We start from the raw sequence: 24,880 nt of genomic DNA on the forward strand, positions 1-24,880 counted from the left end.
ATTGCTGATGGATACCGGCGCACTCATGGCACTGGTCCGCGCGGCGGCCGGCAAACGCGTTGTTTGCGTCGGCGATGTGATGCTCGACCGGTTTGTCTATGGCCATGTGGCCCGTATTTCGCCTGAAGCGCCGGTGCCGATCATGCGGCGGACGCGGGAAGCGGCGATGCCGGGCGGCGCGGGCAATGTGGGCCGTAACCTGTCGACTCTGGGCATGCAGACTTCGCTGATCGGCGTGGTGGGTGACGATGCCGAAGGCCGCGCGCTGGCCGAATTGCTGGGGCAGATTGACGGGGTTGAAGCTGACCTGATCGTCATGCGCGACCGTCCGACGACGCTGAAGACGCGTTTTGTGGCGGGCGGGCAGCAGCTGTTGCGCGTGGATGCCGAGGATACGCAGGCGATTGACCTCTCGACGGAGGCCGATCTTGTCGTCTCGCTGGAAGACGCGGCGAAGGATGCGAGCCTCATTATCCTGTCCGACTATGCCAAGGGCGCCGTGACGCCGGGCGTGATCGAGGCGGCGATTGCGGCAGGCCGCGCGCATGGCATTCCGGTGATTGCCGATCCGAAGGGGCTCGATTTTGCGCGCTATGGGGCGGTGGACGTGCTGAAGCCGAATGCGATGGAGCTGAGCCAGGCCATGGGCCTGCCGGTGGAGACCGACCGCGATGCCGCCGAAGCGCTGGGACAGGCGCTAAGCATTCTGCCGGCCAAAGCCATTGTGGTGACGCGGGCTGCCAAGGGCATGTCGTTCGCCACGCAGGGCGGCGAGGTCATGCATCGCTCGGGCGAGGCGCGCGAAGTGTATGATGTGTCCGGCGCAGGCGACACGAGCATTGCCGCGCTGGCGCTCGGCCTCGCAGCGGGCGGCACGCTGGAAGAGGCGGTGTCGCTGGCGATTGCGGCGTCGGGCATAGCCGTTGGCAAGTCGGGCACGGCGACCGTGGCAGCGAGCGAGCTGAACCAGGCGCTGCAGATGGGCCTGCGCAATGGCGGCGTGTCACATGTGCCGCTGGAGACCTTGAAGGATCAGGTTGAGGTCTGGCGCGATGCGCACCTGACCGTCGGCTTTACCAATGGCTGTTTCGACATCCTGCATCCGGGCCATCTGCGTGTGCTGGAGGAAGCCAAGGCGCGGTGCGGGCGGCTGGTCGTCGGGCTGAATTCGGATGCCTCGGTGAAGCGCCTGAAGGGGCCGACGCGGCCGGTGAATGATGAGGTCTCGCGGGCGCGGGTGCTGTCCGGCCTGACAGCCGTGGATGCGGTTGTCGTGTTCGACGAGGATACGCCGCTGGCGCTGATCGAGGCGCTTCAGCCTGATCTTCTGGTCAAGGGCGGGGACTATTCCATCGACACGATTGTCGGCGCCGATATCGTGCTGGCGCGGGGCGGGACGGTGCATATCGTGCCGCTGGTGGACGGCCAGTCGACGACGGCGGCCATTGCACGCGCGAATGCGCAAGCCGAATGAGCGAGACAGCCGCCAGCACCGCCGGACAATTGATGCGCCAGTATGGCGAGGATGCCGCCGTGATCGCAACGCTGCGGGCCGCTGAAGTGGCGGCGCAGGGCGATGTCGAGGCGCTGGCGCACTGGGACGCCGTGATCGCGCTGATCGAGGGAACGGACCTGGGGCCGTCAAGCTGACACGATCGCGCGGTATGTGAGGCAACTCGCGGGGCAGCTACGCGTATGAACCTCACCACTGACAGCGGGATACATGAATGCAGGCCTTTTTGACCGACCACTCCGCGCTGATTTCACTTTCCATTCTCCTGCTGATGTTTGTCGGCTTCTTCCTCGAGCGCTTGCCGGCGGCCGCCATGGCCATGGTGGGAGCGGCGGCGTTTCTCGTGCTCGGCTATCTGGACGAGGCGGGGGCGCTGTCCGCCTTCTCAAACAGCGCGCCGATCACGATTGGGGCGATGTTCATCCTCGCCGCCTCCCTGCGCCGCACGGGCGTGCTGGATGCAATGGCGGCCTCCGTGCTGCAAGTGGCGGACAAGTCGGCTGTCGGGGCCCTGTTGCTGCTGGGCACGATTGTGTCGGTGGCATCGGCCTTCGTGAACAATACGGCGGTGGTGGTCATCCTCCTGCCCATCGTGATCGAGTTGTCGCAGCGGCTGAAGATTTCCGAGAAGAAGCTACTGATCCCCTTGTCCTATATCTCGATCCTGGCGGGCACCTGTACGCTGATCGGGACATCGACAAACCTTCTGGTGGCTGGTGTGGCGCAGGAAAACGGGCTGGAGCCGTTCGGGATTTTCGAGATCACGCCGATTGGCCTTGTGACGTTCGCCTCGGGCATCGCCATCCTGCTGGGACTTGGCTGGCTGTTGCTGCCGCGATCAGAAGGCGATGTGGCGCGGCCGGCGCTGGATTCCTCCTACCTGACGGATGTGTATGTTCGCGAGGAGGCTCCGGCAGTGGGAAAGCTGGTTTCGGAGGTGCCGGAACTCGCGAAGAAGGGCATCAACGTCATTTCACTGTTCCGCGGTAACCGGCGACTGGCCGTGGGGGATGAAGACTCCGTGCTGAAAGCCGGGGACCGGATCACGCTGCGTGCGGACCTGCAGGAATTGCTGACCATGGTGGATTCCGGCCTGTTCCGGATCGGCATCAAGCTGCGGCAGCTGGATGGCGGGGCAGAGGAACACGCTCAGGCCACGGTGACGCCGAATGACCCCAATATCGGGCGGCGGATTTCGGAAATGACCTACCTCTCGCGGCATGCCGTCACCGTGCGCGGGCTGACCCGCTTTGGCAGCCTGCCGGGGCCGGACCTTGCCAGTGCGCGTCTTAAAGCCGGGGACCGTATGATCATTGACGGCACACCCGGCGAGCTGCGCGACCTTGCGGCCTCAGGCGCGCTGGTGGTCGACACCTCGCTCAAGGTGGAGCCGTTCCGCCGCAAGCGTGGGCCGCTGGCGATTGCCATCCTCATCGCGGTGATCCTGTCGTCGGCCGTGTTTGGCGTGCCGCTGCTGATCACATCGCTGATTGGCGTGGGCGCGGTGCTGGCTTTTGGCTGCCTGACGCTGAACGATGCGTTCGAGGCGATGGATGCCGGTGTGCTGACGCTGATCATAGCGATGCTGATGGTGGGGGCGGGTCTTCAATCCGCGGGAGGTGTCGAGGCACTGGTCAGCGCGTTGCAGCCTGTGCTGGTGACGGCGTCGCCGTTCTGGCTAGTGCTGATGGTCTACCTGTTGACTTCGGTGCTGACGGAAGTCGTGACGAATGCGGCGGTGGCGGTGATCATGACGCCGCTGGTGATCGCGATCGGCACGCAATTGGGCATCGATCCGCGCGCGCTGGTCGTGGCGGTGATGTTCGGGGCGAGCGCGAGCTTTGCCTCGCCCATCGGCTACCAGACGAACACGATCGTGCACGCCGCGGGCAATTACCGGTTCTCGGACTTCCTGAAGATCGGCGTGCCCATGAACCTGATCGTGGGCGTGGCGACGAGTGTCGCGATCTATTTCTTCTACCTGGTGTGAGCGGGCGCGCGGGCGAGGCCTAGTTGGCGACGCCCTTCTTCAGTTCATAAGTGCCCCGGCCTGTCAGCGTGAACCATTCGTGGATTTCGGGATGGGTCAGCGGGGTCTCGGAATCGTCCGGCAGGAGGTTCTGTTCGGAGACGTAGGCGACGTAATGGGTGCGCTCATTCTCGGCGAAGAGGTGGTAGAAGGGCTGGTCCTTGCGGGGGCGGACTTCCTCGGGGATCGACTCATACCATTCCGCCGTATTGGCGAATTGCGGGTCCACATCGAAGATTACGCCCCTGAAGGGAAACATGCGATGGCGGACGACCTGGCCTATCTGGAACTTGGCATTGTGCCTGGATATGGCGTTGTATCTACGATTTCCGTCAATCGGATTGATCAATAGCAGGGGTTTTGTCTGCGCTTTCCTGCGCCGACGCCTGAACGGGTTTTTCAACCACGAGAAGAAGTTTGGTCCACTAGCCATTTCCCACTCCTGTGATAACAATGCCTCAAGTCATCAATTTGGGCCACACCATGGCTGATAAAAAAGCGCCCGGTACCCGCGAAAAGCGAGGCGCCCAGCGCAACGGAAAGACGGCACCGCTTTTTGCGGCCGTCGACCTTGGAACAAATAATTGCCGCCTGCTGGTCGCTGAACCACGGGGGAAGACATTTCGCGTGGTCGATTCGCATTCCCAGATCGCCCGTCTGGGCGAGGGCCTGCACGAGACCGGGCGCCTGTCCGAGGCCGCGATTGAACGGGCCATCGACGCCTTGCAGAATATCCGCAAGAAGCTGAAACAGCATGGCGTCGGCCGGGTGCGCTGCATCGCGACCGAGGCCTGCCGCAAGGCGGCCAATGGTGCCGACTTCATTCGCCGTGTGCATAAAGAGACAGGCCTGACCTTCAAGATCATCGGGGCCAAGGAAGAAGCGCGGCTGGCGACGATCGGCTGCCATGACCTGATCGAGCCGAACGCCGCGTCCGTGCTTGTCGTGGATATCGGGGGCGGTTCGACGGAGCTGTCATGGGTCGACGCCCGCGCCGCGCGCGAGAACGGGTTCAAGGGCCTCCTGGAACGCGCGCCGATCCTCGACTGGACGAGCCTGCCGCTGGGTGTGGTTACGCTGTCGGAGGCCTTTGCGCATCTGGACGAAGTGGAAGCCTATCCGTTGATGCTGGACCATGCGCGGCAGACGATTGCCAGCTGGCCGGGCATCGCGGCCGTACGTGAGGCAATGGCGGAATCGGAAGCGCACATGATCGGCACGTCCGGCACGGTGACCTGCCTGGCTGGTGTGCACCTGAAGCTCGACCGCTATCGCCGTGACAAGGTGGACGGAACATGGCTGAGTCAGGCGGATGGCCTGGCCGCGATCAAGCTGCTGCGGGATGTCGGCATGGAAGGCCGCATGAAATTGCCGACCATTGGCGATGAGCGCGCCGGACTGATGCTGTCAGGCTGCGCGATTGTCGATGCGGTGTGGGAGGCCTGTCCGACGGGCCGGCTACGCGTGGCGGACAGGGGCCTGCGCGAAGGCCTGTTGCTGTCGATGATGTATGGGCCCAAGAAGCCGAAACCGCGTCGGCGCGGACGGCGGGGGCGCAAGCCTTCACAGGCACGGGCCGGCGCTGAGGATCAGAAGGGCACACAAGATGGCGGATGAAGAGAAGCGCCGCTGGAAGGGACCGACCGGCAAGGAAGGGTCTTCCGGACGCCAGACAGGCGAGCGCAAGATACATGCGCACCATGCCAAGAGCGACAGTTCGAAGAAGTGGCTCGAGCGCCAGCTGGCGGATCCCTATGTGCGCAAAGCCAAGGACGAAGGCTTCCGGGCGCGCGCGGCGTACAAGCTGCTCGAAATAGATACGAAGATCGGCCTGCTGAAGCGAGGCCAGCGCATTGTCGACCTCGGCTGCGCGCCGGGTGGCTGGCTGCAGGTGGCTGTGGCAAAGGGCGCGCTGGAAGTGGTCGGGATTGATCTCCTGCCGGTCGATCCTGTCGAGGGCGCGCATATCATTCAGGGCGACGTCAATGAGCCGGACGATGTGGCGCGCATGCTGAAAGGCCTGACGGGAAAGCCTGATCTGGTGCTGTCAGACATGGCGGCGAATACGACGGGTCACAAGCAGACAGACCACTTGCGGACGGTGGCGCTGGTCGAGATGGCAGCGGCTTTTGCCGTCGAACATCTGGCACCGGGCGGGAGCTTTTGTTCGAAAGTCTTCCAGGGCGGCACGACGAAGGATGTGCTCGACATGCTGAAGGCGAACTTCAAGACCGTGAAACATATAAAGCCGCCCGCAAGTCGTGCGGGCAGCCCTGAGATTTTCGTGATTGCCAAGGGCTTTCGCGCCTAGGCCGAATGTCAGCCTTCGTATTTGAAGCCGAGTTCGATTGTCACCTGATAGTATTTGACCTTGCCGTTCTCGATGAAGCCACGCGTGGAGGTGACGTCGAACCAGTCGAGGCTGCGCAGCGTTTTGCTGGCAGTGGCAAGGGCGCCGTCAATGGCGTCTTCGATGGATGTTTTCGATGTGCCAACGATCTTGGTGATGGCGTAGGTGTCTGCTGACATTGTGGTCCTCCTTGTTGTGGAGACCAATCGTCTGAGCAGACGGAATGTTCCGTAACTTTCGGGAACCAAGCGTTAGAGACGCAGATCGACCGTGTGATAGAGCTCGGATTTGCGACCGGAACAGGCGGCTGTGAAATAGCGGTCGTCATCCAGCGTGCCGCGCTCTTTGGCATAACCGAGATCCAGCGTGACCTGATAATGCGAAACGTTCCCGTTGCTCAGGTAGCCGCGCGCGGTGACGACATCGAACCAGTCAGGTTCGCTGAAACGCTGGCGGGCAACGCTAAGGGCGCGTGCAATCGCGTCATCGACTGAAATATCGGACGTGCCTGTGATCTGGCGCGTGGTGTAGGTGGGCGATGCCAAACAAGTCTCCTTTCAGTTCCAGTACGCATTTATCCCTCCATTGGGTCTATGCACTGGGCATGCCAATCGTTCCATTTGGGAGTGTCTTGAAGTCGTTAACCAACGGCGTCACAGTAGAATGAACAGAAAAGGGAGAGCAGCATGAAAGCCAAGGGTGGGTGCTATTGTGGCGCAGTGCGCTTTGAGGTTGATGGCGATACAATTTTCAAGGGACAGTGCCATTGCCGGGAGTGCCAATATTACTCCGGCGGGCAGCCAAACATGGTGTTCGGCGTACCGGCGACGGCGTTCAAGGTGACCGCTGGCAAGCCCGCAACCTATACAAGAAGCGATATCGAAACGCCTGTGACGCGCTCTTTTTGTGCGACCTGCGGGACGTCCTTGTGGTCGGAAAGCCCGAATTTGCCGGGCGCCTTCCTGTTGAAGGCGGGCACGCTCGACAATCCGGCGGACTTTGGCAGCCCGCAGATGGCCATTTACATGTGTGACGCCCAGCCCTTCCATGCGAAACCCGAGGGCATTCCCGTGTTCGACAAGGCACCGGGCCAATGAGGGCCCTGCTGGCGGCAACCGCGCTGGCGACGGTGGGCGCCTGTACGGGCATGGACGGCGCCGATATGGGCGCGGCAAGTGATGCCCCGGCCCCGGCGGCGGCGACCGGGCACGAGAAGATATGGTTGGACGACAAGCGGGCCACCCAAGCGGAGCGCGCGAAATGCGAAGCGGCTGGTGGCATTGTCGGGCCGGGCGGCATGCTGGGTTATGACCAGTGCGTCCAGCCCTATGCGGATGCCGGCAAGGCCTGCAAGGGCTCGGAGGATTGCGAGGGGCGTTGCCTGCTGTCTGCCGACTCGGATGATGACATGGGCCAGCCGACCGAGGATGGCGTCTGCCAGGCCGACGATAGCCCGTTCGGTTGCTATACAGAGGTCAATGACGGTGTGGCACAGTACGCGATCTGCGTGGACTGAGCCGGCAGAGACTAGTCGCTATAGATGGCGTGATAGACGCTGCGCATGGCCGACGGGCGCCTGTTGACGCCTGCCGGTGAGAAGTTCTGCTGGAGGCCGATGAATATCACGTGGTTCTTCGGATCGATCCAGAACCATGTGCCGCTTGCACCGTCCCAGTAGTAAGTGCCCTCGGGCGCAGCCAGGCCGGACTGGATCGTATCCGTCACGACGCCGACGCCAAACCCGTAGCCGGTACCGGCCTTGCGCTTGAAGAAGGTGCGCGGCGAGGCCGGATCGACCACAGGGAGTGCATTGGTGCGCAGCAGGGTGACCGATTCCGGTTTCAGCAATGTCTGCCCGTCCAGCGTGCCCTCGTTGAGCAGCATAAGCGCAAACCGTTCATAGTCTGCAAGTGTCGAGAGAAGCCCCTGGCCGCCCAGGTCAACCGGTATGCTGGCGCGGTCCATCGTTGCCAGCGGGCCGTCGACCCGGTGGATCGGAGTGTCAGGCGTCCAGGCCGTCGCATCCGCCAGCCGATCCTTTTGCGCGGCGCTGACGGCAAAGGCCGTATCCGTCATATTGAGCGGACCAAAGATGCGCGCCTGCATGAAGTCGCCGAGGGACTGGCCGGTGATGCGCTCGATGATGGCGCCCTGAAGATCCGAGGCGATGGAGTAGGACCAGGCCGTGCCGGGATCATATTTGAGCGGAATGCCGGCCGTCCGGCGAACCAGTTCGTCCATGGATGGCGCCGTCAGGACGTTCCGCTCCACGAACTGGCGATTGACGTAATCCTGGTTGCCATAAGCATAACCAAAGCCCGCCGTATGGGTGAGGAGCTGGCGAATTGTGGGGGTCTCAGGCGCGGAATGCATGGCGGGCTTGCTGCTGCTGCCGGGCGAATTGGAAACTCTCAGCGACTGCATTTCCGGGAGGTATTTGGTGATGGGATCGTCCAGGTCGAGTTTGCCATCTTCCTGCAGCATGAGGATGGCAACGGCCGTGACCGGTTTGGTCATCGAGGAAAGCCGGTAGATGGTCTTGTCGTTGACGGGCTCTTCGCCATCCAGGGTGCGGCTGCCGAAGAAGCCGCTCCGCACGCGCTGGCCATCCTTGATCAGGGCATAGGACAGGCTGGCGACATGGTCATTTGTCACGGACGCTGCGAGTCTGTCATCCAGTTGGTCGAGCACGGGGGCGAAGAAGGAGTCGGCCGGATCGGGTTTCGGCACTTCCGCAACGAGGGGCGCCAGGTCTGGCTCATCGGCCTTTGGCGCAGCTTTCTGGGCTCCACAGGCCGCAACCATAATGAGAATGAGCCCGCTGCAAATACGCAGCAGCGTTGTCTTGTTCATGTGTAGGCCTTCCCAAAACCTCTGCTTGTCTCGCTAAAGGGGAAGGGGGAGGACTTCAATCCTTGCGGCGGAACAAATTCCCTCGGCAATGGATTATCAGATCGGGCAAGGCCTTCCTGAAGGGCTGCACCATCTGAAAGACGGTGGTGGAAAGTCTATTGCAGCTGAAAGCGATTGTTCTGCAATTGTGACGAAACTACCCCCTTCACAAGACCCTGCGACTCCCTTACTAGGCCAAAAAGGGAGCTCCCCACATGAAAATCCGACAAGCCATTACCTTCGACGACGTGCTTCTGCAGCCCGGCGCGAGCGAGGTTTTACCCGCTGATGTGAACGTCTCGACGTTCCTGACCAAGTCCATCAGCCTGAATATCCCCCTTATTTCCGCCGCCATGGACACCGTGACCGAGGCGCGCCTCGCCATCGCCATGGCGCAGGCAGGCGGCATTGGCGTCATTCACCGCAACCTCTCCATCGAGGAACAGGCCGGTGAAGTGGCCATGGTGAAGAAATACGAGAGCGGCGTGGTGATGAATCCCGTCACGATCGCGCCGACCGCAACACTGGGCGAGCTGCGCGAACTGAAGAAGCGGACCGGCTTTTCCGGCATTCCGGTGGTCGAGAAGAACGGCAAGGTTGTCGGCATCATCACGAACCGCGACACGCGCTTTGCTGAGGACCTGAACGAGACCGTCGCGAGCCTGATGACGCGCGAGATCGTCACCGTGAAGATGGACACCGAGCCGTCGGAGTCCCGCGCGCTGCTGCACAAGCACCGGATCGAGCGCCTGCTGATCGTTGACAATGACGGGCGCTGCATTGGCCTGCTGACAGTCAAGGACATGGATAAGGCGGCGGTGAACCCGAACGCCGCCAAGGATGCGGCCGGGCGCCTGCGCGTTGCGGCGGCCTCGACTGTTGGCGATGCCGGTTATGAGCGCACGATGGCGCTGATCGAGGCGGGCGTTGATGCGGTGGTGATCGATACGGCGCATGGCCATTCGATCAGCGTGGCGGACGCCGTGCGCCGGGCGAAGAAGATTTCGAACTCCGTGCAGATCATTGCCGGGAACGTGGCAACGGCCGAAGCGACCAAGGCGCTGATTGATGCGGGTGCGGACGCCGTGAAAGTCGGCATCGGGCCGGGCTCGATCTGCACGACGCGGATCGTGGCGGGCGTAGGCGTGCCGCAGCTGACGGCAATCGAGCAGTGTGCGAACATCGGCGCGAAGACGGGCATTCCGATCATCGCGGATGGCGGCATCAAGTTCTCGGGCGACTTTGCCAAGGCGCTGGCCGCTGGCGCGGCGACGGCCATGATGGGCAGCATGTTTGCCGGTACGGAAGAAGCGCCGGGCGAAGTGTTCCTGTATCAGGGACGCAGCTACAAGGCCTATCGCGGCATGGGCAGCCTTGGCGCGATGGCGCGGGGCTCGGCGGACCGTTACTTCCAGAAGGACGCGGCAGCCGAGAAACTCGTGCCGGAAGGCATCGAGGGCCAGGTGCCGTTCAAGGGACCGATCGGACCCATCGTGCACCAGATGGTCGGCGGCCTGCGCGCGGCCATGGGCTATGTCGGCGCCAAGGATATCGACGAGTTGCACAAGAAGGCCGAGTTCGTTCAGATCACGGGCGCTGGCCTCTCCGAGAGCCATGTGCACGATGTGATGATGACGCGCGAAGCACCGAACTATTCGGTGAGCCGGGGGTAGGATGGCGGAGTCAAAGGACCCGCTTCGTGTAAAATACTGGGGCGCCGTTGCTACGGGCAGTTTTACCGTGCTCGTAGTTGGACCGGCTCTGGCACTGCTCTTGAAAGCATGGTGGCCGATCTTGGCAGGCTTTGGCTTCCATATGATAGTCTACTTCTGGGCACTTTTCCTTAAGTGCCAGGAATGCGGCATTGTCTGGTGGGTCCACGGTCCTAAGGATCCGAATTGGGGCAATCGGAATTTGCTACAAGCCTGGGCCCTCGGCATTCCGCGCAAAGCCTGTGTGCATTGCGGCCAAGAGCGCATCTGAGAGAAAACGAAGGATGACCGTCCTAGAGGTCAGGCCTTCGGCTTGCGCCACATCGCTTGCAGGGGCGGGGCGCCGGGGCCGACTTCGATGTATTTCATGTGTTCGAAGCCGTGGCTCATGTAGAAGCCGGTATTGTCGGGGTTCGAGTTTTCGAGATAGGCGGGCAGGCCGTCGCGGTCGCAGGCCTCCAGCATGGGGCGGATGAGGGCCTTGCCGAGCCCCTTGCCGCGCGCGGCCTTCCGTGTGCCGATGGAGAAGAGGTACATGTGAGGCTCGTGCGGGTGGTTGGCATCCATCACTTCGCCCGCCTTGAGGGCGCGGCCAACGGCACCTTTGGAACCCCAGCGCGCGACGCCAGCTGCGATTGAGAGTATCGCCATCAGGGGCGGATTGCGGTTCGCATCCCCCTGGGACCACATGGTCGCGCCGCCATCGCCCGCAAGATAGCAGAGGCCGTTCTTCAGGTAGATGTCGCGTGCGAGGACAGTGAAAGTGCTCTTGATGGCGCGGTTGGTGCCGAAGATCCATTTGTTCACCGGGTCGTCGAAAAAGGCCTCAGCCGTGATGTCGCCCAGCTGTCGCCAGTCAGCTTGTGTTGCGGCGCGCACATTGTCCGGAAGTTCGATTTTCATGTCTTTCCATCTCTCAGCCTGACGGGAGTATAGGGAAGACAAATAGCGATGACTAGTTTCCATATTTGGCGGCGCGACCGTCGCGCGCTGAAGAAAAACGTACACAAAGCGGGACATTGGTCTGGCGCGGTCTAGGTGATGGCTTCTAGCAGGGAGAGGAGCATTGCATGACCCAACGCGTGGCCATCGTTGGCGCCGGTCTGACCGGCCTGTCCGCAGCGCGGGACCTCAAGGAGGCCGGCCTGGACCCTGTTGTCTTCGAGAAGAGCCGGGGGCTGGGCGGGCGTCTGGCCACGCGCCGGACCGAGCTCGGACCGATCGACCATGGTGCGCCGGGCGTGCCGGTGGATGTGGCGCAGGCTGCAGGCGGTAGTGTCTGGTCAGAGGGACCGCATGATGCACGCGGCATCGGCATACCGGGCATGAGCACATTGGCGCGCAATCTGGGGCAGGGCATCAATGTGCAGCGCGAGATAACCATCACAGGTGTCGGGGACACGGCTGATGGACTCAGTCTGACCTACGCCGCAGGCGGCGTGCATGCGGGGTTCGACGCCGTGATCCTTGCTGTGCCGTCACCTCAGGCCGCAGCCTTGCTGGTGCATGAGACGGAGATGGCGGAGGCCATCGCCAATGTTCGCATGACGCCCTTGTGGACCCTGTTGCTGGGCTTTGATGCCCCAAGCGGGCTGTCGCAGGACGTGCTGACACTCCCCGAGCCGCTCGCGCTGGCCATTCCGATGCTGTCAAAGCCGGGGCAGATCGCGACGGAGCGGTGGACCGTGCATGCCTCTATCGCGTGGTCGGCCGCACATCTTGAGCTGGACAAGGATTCGGCGGCGAGCCTGTTGCTGAAGGCCTTCATGGCGACGACAGGGCTTGTCGGCGAACCTGACTATGTGGGGGGGCATCGCTGGCGGTATGCGCGGGTGGCGCAGCCGCTGGGCCAGCCCTTTGTGGCCAATGGTGCAGGCACACTGCTGGCAGGCGGGGACTGGGCGCTGGGAGCGCTTGCGTCGGATGCGGTAGCGAGTGGACGGGCTATGGCGCGGCGCGTGCTGGAAATTGCTCGCCGCTGAGGCGGTCAGGCCGCCGGTGCGGGAAGACCAGCAAGGATGGCGATCTCAGCCTTGGCGCCTGCAAGGCGGTGGGGGAGTATGGCTTGGTATTCCGCGCAATTGTACCATTCGAGGGCCATGTCCTTGCTGGGAAACGCGGCCAATACGGTGCGCGTGCAGGTCCATTCGCCTTCGAGGACGTGTGGGGATTCATCAACCGACAGCATCCTTCCCTCGAAGAGATTGAACACCGGCATGAAGCCCTGTTCGTATTTTCCGCAGGCCTCGCGGTCTGAAATCGTGATCCGGGCGACGATATAGACGGTCATGGCGCCCAGTCCCCGCCTGCCTCTTTGACCCCCATCTAAGAATGCAGACAATCCAGTGTCTATTGGTTTCCTTGGAGGCCAAGCGCGCGTAAAGCGTCCGTCAGATCAAGAATGAGGTAGAATAATGCGCAATGGCGGTAAGATTTCGGCGGCAATCGATGTCCTGACGGACGTGCTGAACCGGCACCAGCCTGTGAAGTCGGCGGCCCGGGACTGGGGCAAGCGGGCGCGCTATGCCGGCAGCAAGGACCGGGCCTGGGTGTCGGGCCTCGTGCTGGATGCGCTGCGCAAGCGCAACTCGATTGCCTATCGCATGGATGACGAGAGCCCGCGGGCGCTGGTGCTGGGCGCGCTGGCCTTCGCCTGGGGCTGGGATATCCGCCAGATCGACACGGCAATGGACGAGGAGCATGCGCCCTCGAAACTGACGCTGAGCGAGCGCGAGCATCTCGTAATGGCGCCGGATCCGTCCGCGCCGCCGCATGTGCAGGGCGACTATCCGGAATGGATGGCGCCGATGATGGCGCGCGTGTTCGGCGAGGAAGCGACGGTCGAAGCGCAGGCCATGGCTGTGCGCGCGGACGTGGACCTGCGGGTCAACACGCTGAAGGTGGATGCCGAGAAGGCGTCCATGCCGCTGAAGAGCGCCAAGGCCGAGCAGTCCCGCCTGCTGCACAATGCCTTCCATATACCGGCGAAAGACCCGAGCGAGCGCGAAACGAGCCTTGAGAGCATCCCGGCCTATTCCAAGGGCTGGGTGGAAGTGCAGGATGCGGGCAGCCAGATAGCGGCGGCGGCCGCGAATGCGCAGCCGGGTGAGCAAGTGCTGGACTATTGTTCCGGCGGTGGCGGCAAGACGATTGCGCTGGCAGCGCAGATGAAGGGCAAGGGGCAGATCTTTGCCTATGACATTGACGGCAAGCGCCTCAGTGCGCTGATTCCGCGCCTCAAGCGTTCCGGCGCGCACAATGTGCAACTGGTGCACCCGAGCGAGCCGGTGCAGCTGGAGACGCTAACGGGGCAGATGGACTGCGTCTTCGTCGATGCGCCTTGCACAGGGACAGGCACATGGCGCCGCCGGCCTGATTCCAAGTGGCGGATCAAGCAGGGCCAGCTGGAAAAGCGCATGGCCGAGCAGACGGACATCATCGCCAAGGCGAGCGAATTCGTGAAGCCGGGCGGGCGGATGGTCTACGCAACCTGCTCCTTCCTGATGGAAGAGGACGAGGACCGCGTGGCGGAGTTCCTTGCCGCGCATCCGGAGTTCACCGAGGAAGACGCGGCCGGGGCGGCGATTGCCTCGGGCCTGCTGACGGATGAGGGCGCCAATGTGGTACAGCGCTTTCGCATGCCGACCGGCAGCGTGCGGCTGACGCCGCGCCGGGCGGGGACGGACGGGTTCTTCTTTGCCGTTCTGCGCCGCGCGGGATGACAGTCGTTCTGGCCCTCACGCTGTTCCCGGTCGCGTTCATCGCGATGTGGTGCGGCGTGATCTGGCTGCTGGGCCGGGTTTCCGGCTGGCAAAGGCTGGGCCAGCACTATGCCTATCACGGTGAGATACGGGGTGTTTCGCGGGGCTTCCAGAGCGCGATGATGGGCTATTCGCGCTGGCGGCTTGTGCGTTACCGCGCCTGCCTGAACGTGACGGTCGACAGCGGCCTGCTGATCCTGAAGCCTTGGTTCATCTTCGGCCTGTTCCAGCCACCGCTCGGTATACCGTTGGACGATATCGTGCGCGCGGAGCGGACATTCCTGTTCTGGACCTTCTGCGAGCTGCGGGCAGCGCCTGAGCCGCGTATCCGGATACTCGTGTCGCTGAGGCTGGCACGGTGGATAGAAAGCAGCGCCGGCAGGCCGATCAGCTCAGCGCAGGCGCGCGAGTTCTAGCCATTTCGTCCCGCCAGCCCGGCTGACGGGACGAAATGGGGCCCTTAGCGGGTTTGATGCAGGGATTCCGCGCTTTGCGGCGACTGGAGGCTTGCCCGAAAGGGCGGGACTCAGCTAAACGGCGCCATGACAGAGCAAAGACACGAACGCGCCCTTATCGTCGACTTCGGCAGCCAGGTGACGCAACTGATCGCCCGGCGCCTGCGCGAAAGCGGCGTCTATTGCGAAATCCACCCCTTCAACAAGGTCGACAAGGCCTTTGTCGAGACCTACGACCCGCAGGCGGTTATTCTGTCGGGCGGGCCTTCCAGCGTCTATTGGGACGAGGCCCCGATGGCCGACATGGCCATTTTTGAGGCGGGCATCCCCGTGCTCGGCATCTGCTACGGCCAGCAGGTGATGATGCACCAGCTGGGCGGACGGGTCGAAGGCGGCACGAGCCGCGAGTTCGGCCGCGCCTTCATCGAAAAAGTGGTCGATGACCCGTTCCTCGAAGGCCTGCTGGAAAGCGGCGAGCATGAACAGGTCTGGATGAGCCATGGTGACCATGTCGCCGAGATGGCGCCGGGCTTCGGCGTGATCGCGAAGTCGCCGGGCGCGCCTTATGCGATCATCGCGGACCCTGAGCGCAAGTTCTACGGCACGCAGTTCCACCCGGAAGTCGTTCATACGACGCATGGGCGCCAGATCCTGCGCAACTTCACACATGGCGTGGCCGGCATGAAGGGCGACTGGACGATGGCCGCCTATCGCGCCGAGGCCATCGAGAAGATCCGCGCGGAGGTCGGCAAGGGCAAGGTGATCTGCGGCCTGTCGGGCGGCGTTGATTCTTCCGTGGCGGCCGTGCTGATCCATGAGGCCATTGGCGAGCATCTGACCTGCGTCTATGTCGATCATGGCCTGATGCGCCATGGCGAGAGTGAGCAGGTCGTGAGCCTGTTCCGCGAGCATTACAATATTCCGCTGGTGCACGTTGATGCGTCGGACCTGTTCCTAGGAAAGCTCGCTGGCGTGTCCGACCCTGAGAAGAAGCGCAAGATCATTGGTGGCCTGTTCATCGATGTGTTCGAGACCGAGGCCAAGAAGATTGGCGGGGCGGACTTCCTGGCACAAGGCACGCTCTATCCGGACGTGATCGAGAGCGTGTCTGCCCTGGGCGGACCCAGCGTGACGATCAAGAGCCACCACAATGTGGGCGGCTTGCCGGAACGCATGAACATGAAACTGGTCGAGCCGCTGCGCGAGCTGTTCAAGGACGAAGTGCGCGCGTTGGGCCGCGAGCTTGGCCTGCCGGAAAGCTTTATCGGGCGCCATCCATTCCCGGGGCCCGGGCTTGCGATCCGCATTCCGGGCGAGATCACGCGCGAGAAGGCCGATACGCTGCGCAAGGCCGACCTCATCTATATAGACGAGATCAAGAAGGCCGGTCTGTATGACGAGATCTGGCAGGCGTTCAGCGTGCTGCTGCCGGTGAATACGGTCGGTGTTATGGGCGACGTGCGGACCTATGAGGCCGTGCTGGCGCTGCGGGCCGTGACGTCTACGGACGGCATGACGGCGGACTATTATCCGTTCGAGCACGCTTTCCTTGGCCGCGTGGCAACGCGCATCATCAATGAAGTGCAGGGCGTGAACCGCGTCGTATATGACGTGACAAGCAAGCCGCCGGGTACGATTGAGTGGGAATAGGCCTGAGAGCGGGATGATTTCCAGATGACGGCCAGCAAACGCATTGTCCTTTCCAGCGACCATGGGGCGATTGAGCTGCGGCAGGCCATTGCCGCGCATGTCACATCCAGGGGTTGGCTGGCGGTCGATATCGGACCGACGACATCGGAAAGCACAAATTATCCAGAACATGGCGCAGCAGCGGCGCGGCTTGTTGCATCCGGCGATTGCCAGTTGGGCATTGTCCTGTGCGGCACCGGGCAGGGGATCATGATGGCCGCGAACAAGGTGAAGGGCATCCGTTGCGGTGTCTGCGCCGACACATTCTCGGCGCGAATGCTGCGCGAGCATAATGATGCCAACATGCTGTCCCTCGGCGCACGCGTTGTAGGGCAGGGACTGGCGCTGGATATTGTTGACGCGTTCTTGGCCGCGGAGTTCGAGGGTGGGCGACATGCGCTGCGCGTGGATATGATCTCGGCGCTGGAGGCTTAGCGCCGCCTCGCGGCTGGTATCGGTCCGTTGAGAACATCTCTTGATTGAAGCTCCACTGATAGACCTGTCGCCGGGGCAGTCTGGCCTTGTCACATGCCCTCGGCTTATCTGGGCAAAACAGGAGCGACGGTATGGAACAGGCACAGGATTTCCTGGACGAGAGCAAGGCGCTGCATGCGCTGGTCGCGCCGCTGGACGATGCGGCGTTCGGGCAGGCGACCGCGTTCAAGGGCTGGACGATCAATGATGTGTTGCGCCACCTGCATTACTGGAACTGGATGGCCTGGCTGCAGCTGAATGACGAAGCGCTACTCGTGGCCCAGATGAAGGAGATCGCGCGCGCAGGCGGCATGCGGCCTGTCGAGGCGGCACATGTGAATGGCGCATCAGGGCCGGCGCTGGTCGCGCGGTGGATGGTTCAGGCCGAGAGGACCGCCGACGTATTTGCGATGGCTGATCCCAAGGCGCGTCTGAAATGGGCCGGGCCGGACATGAGCGCGCGGTCGTCGATCACGGCGCGGCTGATGGAGACATGGGCGCATGGGCAGGAAGTGTATGACCAGTTGGGCGTCGTGCGGGAGAACGCAGATCGTATCCGCAATATCGTCGTTCTGGGCATCAATACGTTCGGCTGGACATTCCGGAACCGGAAGCTGGATGTGCCGGAGCCCATGCCGTTTGTGTCGCTGACGACGCCATCTGGCGAAGTATGGACCTATGGCGAGCCAAGCGAGGCAGAGCGCATCGAGGGCCGGGCTGATGAGTTTGCACAGGTGGTGACGCAGACACGCAATATTGCAGATACGCAGCTGAAGGTGACGGGGCCGGTGGCAATGCAATGGATGGGCTTTGCCCAGTGCTTTGCAGGCGCGCCGGAGAACCCGCCTGCACCGGGCGTGCGTCACACGATGACGCCGCAGCAGTAGACAAATGCGGCGCTGCCTGCCAGCACAGCGGACAAAGCAAGAAACCAAGGGACCTGAAAGACATGTCGATCCTCCTTCTCGAAAAACGCGGCCCGATTGCCGTTCTGACGCTCAACCGCCCGGACATGATGAATGCGCTGGGGCAGGCGGGCGATGGCCCGGCTGTTGCCGCCGTGTGCGCCGAAGTCGTGGCGGATGCCTCGATCCGCTGCGCCGTGCTGACAGGCGCAGGGCGCGCGTTTTCGGCTGGCGGTGATGTGAAGGCGATGAAGGAACGGTCCGGCGCGTTTGGCGGCTCGCCCTATGACGTACGGAGCGGGTATCGCGACAATATCCATGTCATCGTGAAGTCACTCTACAATATGGAAGTGCCGCTGATTTCGGCCATCAACGGACCGGCCATCGGCCTTGGCTGTGACGTGGCGTGCATGGCGGATATCCGCCTCGCAGCTGACCATGCGAAGCTGGGCGTGACATTCCTGAAGCTGGGCCTGATCCCGGGTGATGGCGGGGCCTGGCTGCTGCCGCGCCTGATCGGCGCCTCACGTGCAGCGCAGCTTCTGTTCACCGGCGATGTGATTGATGCGGCGACGGCGAAGGAATGGGGTCTCGTGTCGGAAATCTATCCGGCAGACCAGCTGATGGATGAGGCAATGAAACTGGCCGAGCGTATCGCGCAGCAGCCGCCGCAGGCCCTGCGCCTTGCGAAGACGCTGATGCGCCAGGCGAACATGGCATCCTATGATACGATCATGGAACTTTCGGCCTCGGCACAAGCGCTGATGCACGAGACCGAAGATCATATCGAAGGCGTCAACGCGATCCTCGAAAAGCGCAAGCCCGAGTTCAAGGGCCGCTAGATTTCGCCGCGCACGTCCTTGATGACGCCGGAGAAGTCGAGACCGCCGAAGCCTTTTTCATCCAGCCTAGCATAGATGGTTTCGGCCATCTCGCCGAGCCGGATGTCGGCGCCGGCGGCGCGGGCGGCATCGGCTGCGAGGTGGAGATCCTTCAGCATCATGGCGACGGCGAATCCGGGCTTATAGTCGCGATTAGCGGGCGACGTCGGCACCGGACCGGGGGCAGGGCAGTAGGAGGTCATCGACCAGCACTGGCCCGACGCCGTGGACGAGATGTCGAAAAAGGTCTGCGCGTCGAGGCCGAGCTTGTCAGCCAGGTTGAATGCTTCCGATGTGGCGATCATCGAGATGCCGAGCAGCATGTTGTTGGCGATCTTGGCCGCCTGACCATTGCCGCTGGCGCCCGCATGGAAGATGTTCTTGCCCATTTTTTCAAGGAGCGGCTTGGCGCGGGCGAATCCGTCATCATGGCCGCCGCACATGAAGGTGAGCGTGCCAGCCTCGGCGCCAGCTGTGCCGCCGGAGACGGGCGCGTCGACCATGCTGAAGCCAGCAGCCTCGGCTTGGCGGGCAGCTTCGCGGGCATCCTCGACAGCGATTGTGGAACAATCGAGGAAGAGTGTGTCCTTTGGCGCATTGGCGGCGACGCCATCCGGGCCGAAATAGACGCTGAGCACGTGCTTGCCGGCGGGGAGCATGGAGACAACGACTTCTGCGTCAGCGACAGCGTCGGCCACGCTGGCTGCGCCCTTGGCGCCGGACGCTTCCGCCTTGGCGATGGCGTCCTTGCTCAGGTCGAACGCGCGGACGGTGTGGCCTGCCTTGGCGAGGTTGGCGCACATGCCAGCGCCCATGTTGCCAAGGCCGATGAATGCAATGCGTGTCATTTGAACTCCTAGCGATCCGTGAATTTCGGGTCGCGTTTTGCGGTGAAGGCTTCCATGCCTTCCTTCTGATCATGCGTGCCGAAAAGGCCCTGGAAGAGGCGGCGCTCGAAGCGTACGCCTTCCGTTGTGGGCATTTCGAGCGCGCGGCCGACCATTTCCTTGGCGGCCATGATCGAGGGCAGGGAATAGGTGCCGATGGTGTTGGCGACCTCCATGGCAGTGCTCATCAGTTCGTCATGCGGCACAACGCGGGAGACGAGGCCGATGCGGTCAGCCTCCGCGGCGTCGATCATGCGACCGGTCAGGACCATGTCCATGGCCTTGGCCTTGCCGACAGCCTTGGTGAGGCGGACCGAGCCGCCCATGCCCGGCGTCACGCCGAGCTTGATTTCGGGCTGGCCGAACTTTGCTTTTTCGGAAGCGATGATCAGGTCGCACATCATGGCCAGCTCGCAGCCGCCGCCGAGGGCAAATCCATTGACGGCGGCGATGACGGGCTTGCGGCAGGCGGCGAAACGGTCCCAGCCAGCGAAATAGTCCTCGACATACATGTCGGAGAAGCCCTGCGGCTGCATCTCCTTGATGTCGGCCCCGGCAGCGAAGGCGCGGCCCTCGCCGGTGAGCACGGTGACGGCGATATCCCGGTTGCGGTCGATCTCGGCAAATAGCGTTGCGACCTCGGCCATGACTTGCTGGTTCAGCGCATTGAGGCTTTCCGGCCGGTTCAGCGTGACGAGGGCGACGCGCCCTTTGTGCTCAAAGGTGATCGTGTCGAAATTTGCCATGATAATTACCCCATTGTCGGAATGATGAATGCCTGGTCTCCGATATCACCTTCCGGCCATCTTTGGGTAACTGTCTTGATCTTTGTCCAGAAACGGACGCCTTCGGGGCCGTGCTGGTTGGTGTCGCCGAAGGCCGAGCGCTTCCAGCCGCCAAACGTGTGATAGCTCACCGGCACCGGGATCGGCACGTTGATGCCGACCATGCCGACATTGACCTGCGCAGCGAACTCGCGCGCGGCGCGCCCGTTGGACGTGAAGATCGCGCAGCCGTTTCCGTACTGGTGGTTTGAGGGCAGGGCGGCAGCCTCTTCCAGTGTTTCAGCGCGCACGACCTGAAGCACGGGGCCGAAGATCTCTTCCTTGTAGGACTGCATGTGGGGCTTCACATTGTCGAACAGGGAGGGACCGACGAAGAAGCCATTTTCGTGGCCCTGCAACGTGTGGCCACGGCCGTCCATCAGGAGGTCTGCGCCTTCATCGACGCCCATCTGGATGTAGGATTCGATCTTGGCCTTGTGGGCCGCGGAGACGACGGGGCCGTAATGGGCGTCAGCATCGGTGGAGATGCCGACCGTGAGGCCGCGCGCGGCGTCGAGCATGCGTTCGACGAACTCGTCGCCTGTCTTCTTGCCGACGGTGACCGCGACGGGGAGCGCCATGCAGCGCTCACCGGCCGAGCCATAGGCCGCGCCGACGATGTCCTTGACGGCCTGTTCCATGTTGCAGTCGGGCATGATGATGCCGTGGTTCTTGGCGCCGCCCATGGCCTGGACCCGTTTGCCGTGGCTGGTGCCAAGGCTGTAGACATATTGCGCGATGTCCGATGAGCCGACGAAGCTGACGGCCTTGATGTCGGAGTGCTTGAGGATGGCGTCGACGGAAACCTTGTCGCCGTGCACGCAGTTGAGGACGCCAGCTGGCGCGCCCGCTTCCATGAAGAGTTCGGCAAGGCGAAGGGGGACTGACGGGTCTTTCTCGGAAGGCTTGAGGATGAATGTGTTGCCGCAGGCAATGGCGACGGCAGACATCCAGCAGGGGATCATGGCGGGGAAGTTGAAGGGCGTGATGCCGGCGACGACGCCGAGCGGCTGGCGCATCGAGTAGACGTCGATGCCGGGACCTGCGCCTTCCGTATATTCGCCTTTCTGCAGATGCGGGATGCCGCAGGCGAATTCGACGACGTCGATACCGCGCTGAACGTCACCCTTGGAGTCCGCGACGACCTTGCCATGTTCGGAGGAGAGCAGCTCGGCGAGTTCGTTGATATTGGCCTCGAGCAAGCGCTTGAATTCGAACATGACACGGGCGCGGCGCTGGGGATTGGTCGTGGACCAGCCGAAGAAGGCGGCCTGCGCGCTCTGCACGGCGGCGTCGAGTTCGGCTTCCGTCGCCAGCTGCACGCGCGCCTGAACCTCACCGGTGTTCGGATTGTAGATGTCGCCGTAGCGGCCCGATGTGCCGGCAACCTGTTTGCCGTCGATGAAATGGTGGACGTCGCGCATGCGTTGAATTCCCTTTGTCTTCTGATTTGGCCAGTCTAAGACCCGTGTATAGTCTGGTAAATGTACATAATTGCAGCTTGTGCCTGCGTTTATGCAGGTAGATTTTGATGAACTGGGATGACCTGAAACTTTTCCTCGTGGTGAGCCGGCAGCAGAAGCTCGATCTTGCGGCGGCTCTGCTGCAGCAGGATCCGACGACGCTGAGCCGGAGACTGCGGCGACTGGAATCGGACGTCGGCCAGACGCTGTTCGAGCGCACGCGGCGGGGGCATGTGCTGACGCCGGAGGGCGAGGCACTCGCGGCAAGGGTGGAAGCCATGGAGGCACTGGCCCTGGCCGTCGGCGAGTCCGGGGAGGGCGAACGGTCGCTGATCGGTAAGGTGCGGCTCGGCGTGACGGAGGGTTTCGGCACGGCCTTTGTGGCGCCGGCGCTTGCGGATTTCGTGGCGGAGTGGCCAGGCATCGCGATTGACCTTATCGCGCTGTCAGGTCTCGTCAGCGTTCCGAAGCGGGAGGCCGACATGTCGGTGCTGCTGACGCGGCCGAAGGCGGGGCGGCTGAAGGTGCGCAAGCTGACCGACTATTCACTCCAGCTGTATGCAAGCGAAGCCTATCTCGCCGCGCATCCGCCGATCAATTCCATCGACGAACTCGGCTCCCACAAACTGATCGGTTACGTCGACGATCTTATCTATTCGCCGCAGCTGCGGTATTTCGACGACGTGCTACCGGGGCTTCATCACGCGCTCTCAAGCCCGAGCATCATTGCGCAGACAGAAATGACGCGGGCCGGTGCGGGGCTCTGCATCCTGCCGAAATTCATTGCCTCACGGCACGCAGAACTCGTGCCGGTTCTCACTGACGAGATTGAGGTCAAACGGTCGTTCTGGCTTGCCGTGCACGAGGACGTGGCCTCGCTGGCGCGGATCAGGGTCCTGTCTGATTATCTCGCTGACTTGGTGAAACAGCGTCAGGCAGAGTTCTGATCCGCGCCGACGCTCATGCCACCACGGAAGACTTGAGCAGCGCGTCTATCTGGGCTTCGTCCATTCCGAGGTCGGCGAGGACTTCACGCGTATGCTGGCCCATGCGGGGGGAAGGGCCCTTGGGACCATCGTCTGCGCCCGGGAAGCGGACCGGAGACGCGGGTGAAGCATAGGTCGAGCCATCGCCCTTTGAGCTCGGGGTTTGCACTATAGCGCCAGAGGCAAAGGCCTGCGGATCTTCTGCGACTTCGCCAAGCGTCTGGACCGGGGCCCAGGCGATGGAATTGGCGTCGAGACGTTCGGAGATTTCCGCCTTGGTGTATTTGGCAAAGCCTTCGTCGATGAGGGCGATGACTTCGCCCATGTTCTGGCGGCGGGCCTTGGAGGTCGTGAAGCGCGGATCCTCGGCGAGGTCTTCGCGGTCGATCACCTTGCACATAGGCACCCAATCGACGTCTCCCTGACGGGCGACGGTGCAGATCCAGTGTCCGTCTTTTGTCTGGTAGAAGTTCGAGATGGGCACGATCTGTTCGGTGCGGCTCTTCGTGGAGGCGATCCGACCGAAGAAGAGCTGGATCGCGAAGTCCGAGCCCATGGCATAGAGGCCGGTGCGGAAGAGGGAGGCTTCCACGAGCCGTCCTTTGCCGGTGCGCTGGGCCTCGACCAGGGCGGCGCAGATGCCGGCGGCCGCGGACATGGACGTCGTGTGGTCGCCAAAGGCGGTGCGCAGGGCGTAGGGGTCTTCGCCTTTGGGAATGGTGAGGCGTGCAACGCCGGTGCGGCTCCAGAAACTGGCAATGTCGAAACCGGGCCGGTCTGCGTCGGGGCCTTCAAGGCCGTAGCCGGTGAGCGAGCAGTAGACGAGCTTTGGATTCAGGCTGCGCAGGCTCTCATGATCCATGCCCGACCGTGTCAGGCCGCCGGGGCGCACATTGGTGAGAAAGACGTCAGCTTCGGAGGCGAGCTTGCGGACAATCTCCTGACCTTCGGATGTGGTCGTATCAACGACGATGGATTTCTTGCCGCGATTGTCGAAGTCGAAGACAGGGTTGTCCTGATAGTCGGTGCCGATCGTGCGGAAGAAATTACGGATCGGGTCGCCACCCGGAGGTTCGATCTTGATGACCTCGGCGCCCCAGTCAGACAGGATGCAGCCCGCGCCCGGCGCGGCCATGTAGGTCGCGTATTCAATGACTTTCAATCCTTCGAGCATTCCTCAATCCCTGTGCCGTTTATCAATTTTTCTGGCGCAAGGTTGGACGCTGGGAACTGAAAAGGGAAGTCCCGAGCCCTCACAGGAGAGGGGTGACGCAGCGTTAGAAAGACGAGATGCTGTCAGACAGTCAGAATTTGAAGTCGGGCAGTTTATCGAAGGCTTCCTTGAGGGCTTCGCCCCAGCCCGATGAGATCACCTTGAAATAGGGATCTTCCGGTGGGACACGGCTCAGAATACCTGTTTCGAATGTGTCGATCTTGTAGGCGTGCATATCGAGGGGCATGCCGACGGCCAGATTGGCCTTCAGGGTCGAGTCGAATGAGACATAGAGCAGCTTGATGGCCTCTTCGAAGCTCATCGTCGGATCAAAGGCGCGCAGGATGATGGGGCGGCCATACTTGGTTTCCCCGATCTGGAAGAAGGGGGTTTCCTCACTGGCCTCGATAAAGTTGCCTTCCGGGTAGATCAGGAAGAGGCGCGGCTCCATGCCCCTTATCTGGCCGCCGACAATCATGGTCGCGCTGAACGTGCTTTCGGATTCCTGCTGGCCTTCGGCTTGTGAGTGGATAACTTCCTTCAGCGTATCGCCAACCAGGCGTGCAACCTGGAACATGGTCGGCGCCGCGAGGAGGGTCTGCTTGCGGTCTGCCGGCACGACGGAACGCTCATCAAGCAGGCTGATGACGGCCTGAGTCGTCGCAAGATTCCCGGCGGTCATGATGGTGATCACGCGGTCGCCTTCGACGGACCAGTTGAACATCTTCTTGAATGTGGAAATGTTGTCGACGCCCGCATTGGTGCGGGTGTCGGACATGAACAGAAGCCCCTGGTCGAGGCGCAGCGCCACACAGTAGGTCATACGATTCCCGCCAGTTTTCCCTT

General features: G+C 62.5%; 27 protein-coding genes. 16 read left to right on the plus strand and 11 right to left on the minus strand.

Annotation, left to right across the window (positions count from 1 at the left end; genetic code table 11):
• The first annotated feature begins 7 nt into the window (after nucleotides 1-7).
• The 3 genes from rfaE2 (at nucleotide 8) to HY30_RS17880 (ending at nucleotide 3,503) form a co-directional block, all read left to right on the plus strand.
• The gene (rfaE2, locus tag HY30_RS17870; RefSeq protein ID WP_051615692.1) at nucleotides 8-1,474 is read left to right on the plus strand and encodes a D-glycero-beta-D-manno-heptose 1-phosphate adenylyltransferase; all 1,467 of its coding nucleotides are present in this window, start codon (nucleotides 8-10) and stop codon (nucleotides 1,472-1,474) included.
• Nucleotides 1,471-1,650 (plus strand): hypothetical protein, encoded by a 180-nt coding sequence (locus tag HY30_RS17875; RefSeq protein ID WP_034744241.1) that lies wholly within the window; start codon nucleotides 1,471-1,473, stop codon nucleotides 1,648-1,650. The genes rfaE2 and HY30_RS17875 overlap by 4 nt, the downstream gene beginning before the upstream one ends.
• Nucleotides 1,651-1,727: 77 nt before the next feature.
• Nucleotides 1,728-3,503 (plus strand): SLC13 family permease, encoded by a 1,776-nt coding sequence (locus tag HY30_RS17880; protein ID WP_034744244.1) that lies wholly within the window; start codon nucleotides 1,728-1,730, stop codon nucleotides 3,501-3,503.
• Nucleotides 3,504-3,522: 19 nt separating this feature from the next.
• Here HY30_RS17880 and hspQ read toward each other — a convergent pair whose 3' ends face one another.
• Nucleotides 3,523-3,852, minus strand: a complete 330-nt coding sequence (gene hspQ / locus HY30_RS20610; RefSeq protein WP_034744386.1) for a heat shock protein HspQ — start codon at nucleotides 3,850-3,852, stop codon at nucleotides 3,523-3,525.
• Between the two features lie 173 nt (nucleotides 3,853-4,025).
• Here hspQ and HY30_RS17890 point away from each other — a divergent pair, with 173 nt between their 5' ends.
• On the plus strand, nucleotides 4,026-5,159 hold the full coding sequence (locus tag HY30_RS17890) for a Ppx/GppA phosphatase family protein (protein WP_051615702.1): 1,134 nt from the start codon (nucleotides 4,026-4,028) through the stop codon (nucleotides 5,157-5,159).
• Nucleotides 5,149-5,853, plus strand: a complete 705-nt coding sequence (locus tag HY30_RS17895; protein WP_034744246.1) for an RlmE family RNA methyltransferase — start codon at nucleotides 5,149-5,151, stop codon at nucleotides 5,851-5,853. The genes HY30_RS17890 and HY30_RS17895 overlap by 11 nt, the downstream gene beginning before the upstream one ends.
• Before the next feature lie 8 nt (nucleotides 5,854-5,861).
• On the opposite strand, the gene HY30_RS17900 is transcribed toward HY30_RS17895, so the two are convergent.
• Both HY30_RS17900 and HY30_RS17905 read right to left on the minus strand, forming a co-directional pair.
• The gene (locus HY30_RS17900) at nucleotides 5,862-6,071 is read right to left on the minus strand and encodes a dodecin (RefSeq protein WP_034744249.1); all 210 of its coding nucleotides are present in this window, start codon (nucleotides 6,069-6,071) and stop codon (nucleotides 5,862-5,864) included.
• A 72-nt stretch (nucleotides 6,072-6,143) separates the two neighbouring features.
• Complete coding sequence (locus HY30_RS17905) at nucleotides 6,144-6,437, minus strand: dodecin family protein (RefSeq protein WP_081812359.1); 294 nt, start codon at nucleotides 6,435-6,437, stop codon at nucleotides 6,144-6,146.
• A gap of 141 nt (nucleotides 6,438-6,578) precedes the next feature.
• Here HY30_RS17905 and HY30_RS17910 point away from each other — a divergent pair, with 141 nt between their 5' ends.
• Together HY30_RS17910 and HY30_RS17915 are read left to right on the plus strand one after the other, a co-directional pair.
• On the plus strand, nucleotides 6,579-6,989 hold the full coding sequence (locus HY30_RS17910; RefSeq protein ID WP_034744252.1) for a GFA family protein: 411 nt from the start codon (nucleotides 6,579-6,581) through the stop codon (nucleotides 6,987-6,989).
• Entirely contained in the window at nucleotides 6,986-7,408 is a 423-nt protein-coding gene (locus tag HY30_RS17915) for a hypothetical protein (protein ID WP_034744254.1), read from the plus strand. The genes HY30_RS17910 and HY30_RS17915 overlap by 4 nt, the downstream gene beginning before the upstream one ends.
• Nucleotides 7,409-7,419: 11 nt before the next feature.
• Here HY30_RS17915 and HY30_RS17920 read toward each other — a convergent pair whose 3' ends face one another.
• On the minus strand, nucleotides 7,420-8,745 hold the full coding sequence (locus tag HY30_RS17920) for a serine hydrolase domain-containing protein (protein WP_051615696.1): 1,326 nt from the start codon (nucleotides 8,743-8,745) through the stop codon (nucleotides 7,420-7,422).
• 254 nt (nucleotides 8,746-8,999) lie between these two features.
• Between HY30_RS17920 and guaB the strand changes: the two genes are divergently transcribed.
• Nucleotides 9,000-10,457, plus strand: a complete 1,458-nt coding sequence (guaB, locus tag HY30_RS17925; protein WP_034744257.1) for an IMP dehydrogenase — start codon at nucleotides 9,000-9,002, stop codon at nucleotides 10,455-10,457.
• A 339-nt stretch (nucleotides 10,458-10,796) separates the two neighbouring features.
• Here guaB and HY30_RS17935 read toward each other — a convergent pair whose 3' ends face one another.
• Nucleotides 10,797-11,399, minus strand: a complete 603-nt coding sequence (locus HY30_RS17935; RefSeq protein ID WP_034744263.1) for a GNAT family N-acetyltransferase — start codon at nucleotides 11,397-11,399, stop codon at nucleotides 10,797-10,799.
• A 167-nt stretch (nucleotides 11,400-11,566) separates the two neighbouring features.
• Between HY30_RS17935 and HY30_RS17940 the strand changes: the two genes are divergently transcribed.
• The gene (locus HY30_RS17940) at nucleotides 11,567-12,478 is read left to right on the plus strand and encodes an NAD(P)/FAD-dependent oxidoreductase (RefSeq protein ID WP_034744266.1); all 912 of its coding nucleotides are present in this window, start codon (nucleotides 11,567-11,569) and stop codon (nucleotides 12,476-12,478) included.
• A gap of 5 nt (nucleotides 12,479-12,483) precedes the next feature.
• On the opposite strand, the gene HY30_RS17945 is transcribed toward HY30_RS17940, so the two are convergent.
• Complete coding sequence (locus HY30_RS17945) at nucleotides 12,484-12,786, minus strand: DUF1330 domain-containing protein (protein WP_034744269.1); 303 nt, start codon at nucleotides 12,784-12,786, stop codon at nucleotides 12,484-12,486.
• A gap of 124 nt (nucleotides 12,787-12,910) precedes the next feature.
• Between HY30_RS17945 and HY30_RS17950 the strand changes: the two genes are divergently transcribed.
• The 6 genes from HY30_RS17950 (at nucleotide 12,911) to HY30_RS17975 (ending at nucleotide 18,622) form a co-directional block, all read left to right on the plus strand.
• Nucleotides 12,911-14,218: an RsmB/NOP family class I SAM-dependent RNA methyltransferase gene (locus HY30_RS17950; protein ID WP_034744272.1), complete on the plus strand. Its 1,308-nt coding sequence runs from the start codon at nucleotides 12,911-12,913 to the stop codon at nucleotides 14,216-14,218.
• Nucleotides 14,215-14,673, plus strand: a complete 459-nt coding sequence (locus HY30_RS17955; RefSeq protein ID WP_034744275.1) for a hypothetical protein — start codon at nucleotides 14,215-14,217, stop codon at nucleotides 14,671-14,673. The genes HY30_RS17950 and HY30_RS17955 overlap by 4 nt, the downstream gene beginning before the upstream one ends.
• A 126-nt stretch (nucleotides 14,674-14,799) precedes the next feature.
• Nucleotides 14,800-16,362, plus strand: coding sequence for a glutamine-hydrolyzing GMP synthase (guaA, locus tag HY30_RS17960; RefSeq protein ID WP_034744278.1), 1,563 nt, complete (start codon nucleotides 14,800-14,802; stop codon nucleotides 16,360-16,362).
• Between the two features lie 24 nt (nucleotides 16,363-16,386).
• Entirely contained in the window at nucleotides 16,387-16,836 is a 450-nt protein-coding gene (gene rpiB, locus HY30_RS17965) for a ribose 5-phosphate isomerase B (RefSeq protein WP_034744281.1), read from the plus strand.
• 131 nt (nucleotides 16,837-16,967) lie between these two features.
• The gene (locus HY30_RS17970) at nucleotides 16,968-17,762 is read left to right on the plus strand and encodes a TIGR03084 family metal-binding protein (RefSeq protein WP_034744284.1); all 795 of its coding nucleotides are present in this window, start codon (nucleotides 16,968-16,970) and stop codon (nucleotides 17,760-17,762) included.
• A gap of 62 nt (nucleotides 17,763-17,824) precedes the next feature.
• Nucleotides 17,825-18,622 (plus strand): crotonase/enoyl-CoA hydratase family protein, encoded by a 798-nt coding sequence (locus HY30_RS17975; RefSeq protein WP_034744287.1) that lies wholly within the window; start codon nucleotides 17,825-17,827, stop codon nucleotides 18,620-18,622.
• Here HY30_RS17975 and mmsB read toward each other — a convergent pair.
• Genes mmsB through HY30_RS17990 form a run of 3 tightly spaced genes read right to left on the minus strand, consistent with a single transcriptional unit; the run spans nucleotide 18,619 to nucleotide 21,796 of the window.
• Entirely contained in the window at nucleotides 18,619-19,509 is an 891-nt protein-coding gene (mmsB, locus tag HY30_RS17980) for a 3-hydroxyisobutyrate dehydrogenase (RefSeq protein ID WP_034744289.1), read from the minus strand. The two genes, HY30_RS17975 and mmsB, sit on opposite strands and share 4 nt — an antisense overlap.
• An 8-nt stretch (nucleotides 19,510-19,517) precedes the next feature.
• Complete coding sequence (locus HY30_RS17985) at nucleotides 19,518-20,294, minus strand: enoyl-CoA hydratase-related protein (protein WP_034744291.1); 777 nt, start codon at nucleotides 20,292-20,294, stop codon at nucleotides 19,518-19,520.
• 5 nt (nucleotides 20,295-20,299) lie between these two features.
• The gene (locus HY30_RS17990; RefSeq protein WP_034744293.1) at nucleotides 20,300-21,796 is read right to left on the minus strand and encodes a CoA-acylating methylmalonate-semialdehyde dehydrogenase; all 1,497 of its coding nucleotides are present in this window, start codon (nucleotides 21,794-21,796) and stop codon (nucleotides 20,300-20,302) included.
• A gap of 107 nt (nucleotides 21,797-21,903) precedes the next feature.
• Between HY30_RS17990 and HY30_RS17995 the strand changes: the two genes are divergently transcribed.
• Entirely contained in the window at nucleotides 21,904-22,782 is an 879-nt protein-coding gene (locus HY30_RS17995) for a LysR family transcriptional regulator (protein WP_034744295.1), read from the plus strand.
• Between the two features lie 13 nt (nucleotides 22,783-22,795).
• Here HY30_RS17995 and HY30_RS18000 read toward each other — a convergent pair whose 3' ends face one another.
• Nucleotides 22,796-23,995 (minus strand): CaiB/BaiF CoA transferase family protein, encoded by a 1,200-nt coding sequence (locus HY30_RS18000; RefSeq protein WP_034744297.1) that lies wholly within the window; start codon nucleotides 23,993-23,995, stop codon nucleotides 22,796-22,798.
• Nucleotides 23,996-24,125: 130 nt separating this feature from the next.
• The gene (locus tag HY30_RS18005) at nucleotides 24,126-24,857 is read right to left on the minus strand and encodes a proteasome-type protease (protein WP_034744300.1); all 732 of its coding nucleotides are present in this window, start codon (nucleotides 24,855-24,857) and stop codon (nucleotides 24,126-24,128) included.
• Nucleotides 24,858-24,880: the final 23 nt, after the last annotated feature.

Origin of the sequence: Hyphomonas chukchiensis, assembly GCF_000682695.1 — a bacterium.
GTDB lineage: Bacteria > Pseudomonadota > Alphaproteobacteria > Caulobacterales > Hyphomonadaceae > Hyphomonas > Hyphomonas chukchiensis.

Bases quoted from the DNA above. Each gene is read 5' to 3' on its own strand.
- HY30_RS17955 (WP_034744275.1), top strand. From the start codon at position 14,215: ATGACAGTCGTTCTGGCCCTCACGCTGTTCCCGGTCGCGTTCATCGCG.
- HY30_RS17875 (WP_034744241.1), top strand. From the start codon at position 1,471: ATGAGCGAGACAGCCGCCAGCACCGCCGGACAATTGATGCGCCAGTAT.
- HY30_RS17995 (WP_034744295.1), top strand. From the start codon at position 21,904: ATGAACTGGGATGACCTGAAACTTTTCCTCGTGGTGAGCCGGCAGCAG.
- guaB (WP_034744257.1), top strand. From the start codon at position 9,000: ATGAAAATCCGACAAGCCATTACCTTCGACGACGTGCTTCTGCAGCCC.
- guaA (WP_034744278.1), top strand. From the start codon at position 14,800: ATGACAGAGCAAAGACACGAACGCGCCCTTATCGTCGACTTCGGCAGC.
- HY30_RS17890 (WP_051615702.1), top strand. From the start codon at position 4,026: ATGGCTGATAAAAAAGCGCCCGGTACCCGCGAAAAGCGAGGCGCCCAG.
- mmsB (WP_034744289.1), bottom strand. From the start codon at position 19,509: ATGACACGCATTGCATTCATCGGCCTTGGCAACATGGGCGCTGGCATG.
- HY30_RS17900 (WP_034744249.1), bottom strand. From the start codon at position 6,071: ATGTCAGCAGACACCTACGCCATCACCAAGATCGTTGGCACATCGAAA.
- HY30_RS17975 (WP_034744287.1), top strand. From the start codon at position 17,825: ATGTCGATCCTCCTTCTCGAAAAACGCGGCCCGATTGCCGTTCTGACG.
- HY30_RS17935 (WP_034744263.1), bottom strand. From the start codon at position 11,399: ATGAAAATCGAACTTCCGGACAATGTGCGCGCCGCAACACAAGCTGAC.
- rfaE2 (WP_051615692.1), top strand. From the start codon at position 8: ATGGATACCGGCGCACTCATGGCACTGGTCCGCGCGGCGGCCGGCAAA.
- HY30_RS17880 (WP_034744244.1), top strand. From the start codon at position 1,728: ATGCAGGCCTTTTTGACCGACCACTCCGCGCTGATTTCACTTTCCATT.
- HY30_RS17920 (WP_051615696.1), bottom strand. From the start codon at position 8,745: ATGAACAAGACAACGCTGCTGCGTATTTGCAGCGGGCTCATTCTCATT.
- HY30_RS17910 (WP_034744252.1), top strand. From the start codon at position 6,579: ATGAAAGCCAAGGGTGGGTGCTATTGTGGCGCAGTGCGCTTTGAGGTT.
- HY30_RS17945 (WP_034744269.1), bottom strand. From the start codon at position 12,786: ATGACCGTCTATATCGTCGCCCGGATCACGATTTCAGACCGCGAGGCC.
- HY30_RS17915 (WP_034744254.1), top strand. From the start codon at position 6,986: ATGAGGGCCCTGCTGGCGGCAACCGCGCTGGCGACGGTGGGCGCCTGT.
- HY30_RS17940 (WP_034744266.1), top strand. From the start codon at position 11,567: ATGACCCAACGCGTGGCCATCGTTGGCGCCGGTCTGACCGGCCTGTCC.
- HY30_RS17970 (WP_034744284.1), top strand. From the start codon at position 16,968: ATGGAACAGGCACAGGATTTCCTGGACGAGAGCAAGGCGCTGCATGCG.
- HY30_RS18000 (WP_034744297.1), bottom strand. From the start codon at position 23,995: ATGCTCGAAGGATTGAAAGTCATTGAATACGCGACCTACATGGCCGCG.
- HY30_RS17895 (WP_034744246.1), top strand. From the start codon at position 5,149: ATGGCGGATGAAGAGAAGCGCCGCTGGAAGGGACCGACCGGCAAGGAA.
- HY30_RS17990 (WP_034744293.1), bottom strand. From the start codon at position 21,796: ATGCGCGACGTCCACCATTTCATCGACGGCAAACAGGTTGCCGGCACA.
- rpiB (WP_034744281.1), top strand. From the start codon at position 16,387: ATGACGGCCAGCAAACGCATTGTCCTTTCCAGCGACCATGGGGCGATT.
- HY30_RS17985 (WP_034744291.1), bottom strand. From the start codon at position 20,294: ATGGCAAATTTCGACACGATCACCTTTGAGCACAAAGGGCGCGTCGCC.
- HY30_RS17950 (WP_034744272.1), top strand. From the start codon at position 12,911: ATGCGCAATGGCGGTAAGATTTCGGCGGCAATCGATGTCCTGACGGAC.
- HY30_RS18005 (WP_034744300.1), bottom strand. From the start codon at position 24,857: ATGACCTACTGTGTGGCGCTGCGCCTCGACCAGGGGCTTCTGTTCATG.